We start from the raw sequence: 3,767 nt of genomic DNA, 5'->3' as shown, positions 1-3,767 counted from the left end.
GGACGCGACCGCCGACCTGACCCTCAAGGTCGCCGCATCGGCCGCCGCATCCGGCAGCTACACCTCGGTGATGACCCTGTCACTGTTCGAGTAAAACCTCGACACGCGAGAGGCCGTACCCACGGGTGCGGCCTCTCCGCGTGCGACCGACTAAACTCCCCCCGAGGTCTCATGCAACGCTTTCTTCGACGACTGATCGTCGCTTCACTCGCACTCCTTTTCTTCGCGGTGCCGTTCGCGCCCGCAGCGACGGCCGCTGCCGCCGACACGCAAGACGACACCATCACCTGGATGGTTCGGCCCAGCGACGGTGTCGGCGAAGACGGTCGCTCGTGGGTCGAGCTCGAGCTCGACCCCGGCTCGACGGTCGAAGAGCACCTCCTCGTGCGCAACCTCAGCCGCGAGACCGTGACGTTCCAGCTCACGGCCGCTGACGGCTACTTCACGGCCACGGGCCGGTTCAACATGCTGACTTCGGACCAGGAGTCCGTCGATGCGGGCACCTGGATCGAGATCCAGGACAGCATCGAGGTACCCTCGGGCGGCGACGCGATCGTTCCCTTCACGATCACCGTGCCCGAGAACGCGACGCCGGGCGACCACCCCGCCGGCGTGGCCGCCAGCATCCGCAGCGGCGGCGAGGTGGGCGTCGAGTCCCGCGTCGGCTTCCGCGTCATGACCCGCGTCACCGGCGAGATGGCCCCCGCGCTCACGACGAGCGTCTCGGGCACCTACACCGGCTCGATCAACCCGTTCGAGCCCGGCACGCTGACCCTCACCTACGAGGTCTCGAACACCGGCAACGTGCGCCTCGGCGTCGAATCGCTCGCCACCGTCTCGGGTCCCTTCGGCTGGCTCGCACGCACGCTGGACCCCGAGACGATCACCGAGATCGCACCGGGCGAGTCCCGCACCTTCGAACGGCAGGTACGCGGCGTCTGGCCGCTGTTCGTCGCCACCGTCGACGTCGTCTCGCAGGGTGCATCCGTCGCGGAAGACCTCGAGGTGGGCGAGATCGCGCCCTCCGAGGCTCAGGCGACCGTGATCACGATGCCGTGGTCTCAGCTGGTCGTCATCGCGATCATCGTGCTGCTGATCGTGCTGTCGGCCCTTGACCGTCGCCGACGCAAGCGCAAGACCGAGGCCCTCATCGCGCAGGCACGGGCTGACGCCGTGGCAGAAGCCGTCGCCGCAGCCCAGCGGGCGAACACCTCGGGAACCTGAGTGCTCAGATGCTCGCCGCGGTGGTTTCAGGACCTCGCGGCGAGCATCTCCTGCATGCGGCTGATCTCGATGCCCTGATCGGCCTCGATGTGACCGGCCATGACGTCGAGCTCGGTCTCCCGGCCGCCCCCAGACGCATACAGGTCGATGACCATCTCGACAGCGCCCTCGTGGTGCTTGATCATGAGCTCGAGGAACAGCCGGTCGAATGCGGCATCGCGCGCCGCCTCGAGCTGCGCCAGCTCGGCATCGGTCAGAAGGCCCGGCATGTCGGCGTGCGCCGCGTGTCCGGCATCCGGATCGCGAGGCGCCTCACCGCGCGCCTGCAGCCAGGCCTCGAACCTTTCGAGCTCGGCGCTCTGGCTCATGTCCATCCGCTCGGCGAGCAGCCGGATGTCACGGTTGCTCGTGCGTTCTTCGACGTAGCTCGTCATGATCAGCGCCTGCGAGTGGTGGTGCATCATGTCGCGCACGAAGACGACGTCGGCATCGTTGTGCGGCTCCGACTGGATCGCGGCGGCTTCTTCGGGCGACAGGGTCCGGTTCGGTTCGCCCGGTGCCCCGGGCTGGATCACGGGGGCGGTGGGAACGGGGGCGGATGCCTCGGGCTCGGCGGTGCACGCCGTCAACCCGAGTGCGATCACGACCGCCGCGCCGAGGGGGAGGAAGCGGGGCGATACGGGCATGGAGAGGTGCCTCTCGGTCTGGTTTCGGTGGCTCCATCTTGCAGTGCGACGGTGCACCGATTGGAAGGTCGAAACAGAAATGTAACGAGAAAGGTAGCGGAGATTCTCAGCAAACCTATAGATTCCCGAACATACAACTGCATATCCGTGCTGTACGCGAAGTGCGCAGAGGCCGGGCAACCCGCTCGGAGAAGCGCACTTTCGCTTGAGTTAGTACCTGTCAGATCGATGAAGACCGACACGAAGGGCAACCCCCGCATGAACTCACGCACCACCCCCCGAGCGCGCTGGAGGACGCGAGCGCTTGCCGTCACCGGCGCACTCACCCTCGGCGTCTCGATGATGGCGGCGACGTCCGCTGTCGCCGACCCGGCTCCGGCCGACCCCCGCGAAGGCCTGAGCTCAGGCCTGTACGACGCGGGCACCGCGTCGAGCAACGTCGAGCACCTCGCGACGCTTCCGAAGCTCGCCGGCCTCGGCACGAACTCCGACCTCGCCTTCAAGGACGACATGGCGATCGTCGGAAACTACAACGGCGTCCAGTTCTACGACGTGGCAGACCCGGCCAACCCCGAACTGCTCACGCAGTTCATCTGTCCCGGCAGCCAGAACGACGCCTCCGTCGTCGGCGACCTGCTCTTCCTGTCGGTCGAAGCGACCAGCGCGCGTCTGGACTGCACGACGAACCCGCAGTCGACGGTCTTCCGCGGCGTTCGCGTGTTCGACATCAGCGACATCTACAACCCTGTGCAGGTCGCGGCCGTCCAGACATGCCGTGGCTCGCACACGCACACCGTGCTGCAGGACCCGGATGACACCGAGAACATCTACATCTACGTCTCGGGCACCGCGGGCGTCCGCGCGGCATCGCAGCTCGCGGGCTGCAGCAACGGCGCAGCCGACACCGAGAACCCGTCGCGCTGGCGCATCGAGGTCATCAAGGTCCCCGTCGCCGACCCGGCAGCTGCCGCGGTCGTGACGGAGTCGCGTCTGTTCGCCGACCCGGTCACCGGTGCCGTCAACGGCTTGCAGAACGGCCCCACGGCCCCCCGTCACCCGTCAGGTGGCGGCTGGTCGCCGAGCCCGAACACTAACCAGTGTCACGACATCACGGTGTACGCCGAGATCGGTCTCGCGGCCGGCGCGTGCGCGGGTAACGGCATCCTGATCGACATCAGCGATCCCGCCAACCCGCAGCGCATCGATGCTGTCGCCGACGGCAACTTCGCGTACTGGCACTCGGCCACGTTCAACAACGACGGCACGACGGTCGTCTTCACCGACGAGTGGGGCGGCGGCGGCGGTGCCTACTGCCAGTCGATCCACCGTCCGGAGTGGGGCGCGAACGCCATCTACGACATAGTCGACGGAAAGATGGAGTTCCGCAGCTACTACAAGATCCCGAACGTGCAGACCAACCGCGAGAACTGCGTCGCGCACAACGGTTCGCTGGTTCCGGTTCCGGGTCGCGACATCATGGTCCAGGCCTGGTACCAGGGCGGTCTCTCGGTGTTCGACTTCACCGACTCGGCCAACCCGGTCGAGATCGGCTACTTCGACCGCGGCCCGATCAGCGCGACGAGCGCCGCGAGCGGTGGCTTCTGGTCGACGTACTGGTACAACGGCAACATCTACGGCTCCGAGTTGACGCGTGGTTTCGACACGTTCCAGCTCACGCCGAGCGCGCACCTCTCGGCCAACGAGATCGCGGCAGCGAGCGAATTCGCTTCGCCGCAGGTCAACGTCCAGGGCCAGGAGTCGTTCTCGCACGACGCCAGCTACAACGTGGCGAAGTCGTTCGTGGATCAGGCTGAGCGTGCGGGCACGCTGTCGGGCGAGGCTCTGGCAACGGTGCGT

3 protein-coding genes are annotated in these 3,767 nt (G+C 67.0%); 2 read left to right on the top strand and 1 reads right to left on the bottom strand.

The window, feature by feature from the left end:
- Window positions 1–291 precede the first annotated feature (291 nt).
- Window positions 292–1,224 carry a COG1470 family protein gene (locus ACWIBS_RS15140; protein ID WP_376128874.1) on the top strand — a complete coding sequence of 311 codons (933 nt, stop codon included), beginning with the start codon at window positions 292–294 and terminating at the stop codon, window positions 1,222–1,224.
- A gap of 26 nt (window positions 1,225–1,250) precedes the next feature.
- Here ACWIBS_RS15140 and ACWIBS_RS15135 read toward each other — a convergent pair whose 3' ends face one another.
- Entirely contained in the window at window positions 1,251–1,910 is a 660-nt protein-coding gene (locus ACWIBS_RS15135; RefSeq protein WP_376128876.1) for a DUF305 domain-containing protein, read from the bottom strand.
- Window positions 1,911–2,138: 228 nt separating this feature from the next.
- Here ACWIBS_RS15135 and ACWIBS_RS15130 point away from each other — a divergent pair.
- On the top strand, window positions 2,139–3,767 hold a 1,629-nt coding region (locus ACWIBS_RS15130; protein WP_454137042.1), incomplete at its 3' end, for an LVIVD repeat-containing protein.

This window comes from Microbacterium sp. NPDC055442 (assembly GCF_053644215.1).
The sequence above is the reverse complement of the archived record's forward strand: the minus strand, read 5'-3'. Positions and strand labels throughout refer to the sequence as shown.

Bases quoted from the DNA above. Each gene is read 5' to 3' on its own strand.
- ACWIBS_RS15140 (WP_376128874.1), top strand. From the start codon at position 292: ATGGTTCGGCCCAGCGACGGTGTCGGCGAAGACGGTCGCTCGTGGGTC.
- ACWIBS_RS15135 (WP_376128876.1), bottom strand. From the start codon at position 1,910: ATGCCCGTATCGCCCCGCTTCCTCCCCCTCGGCGCGGCGGTCGTGATC.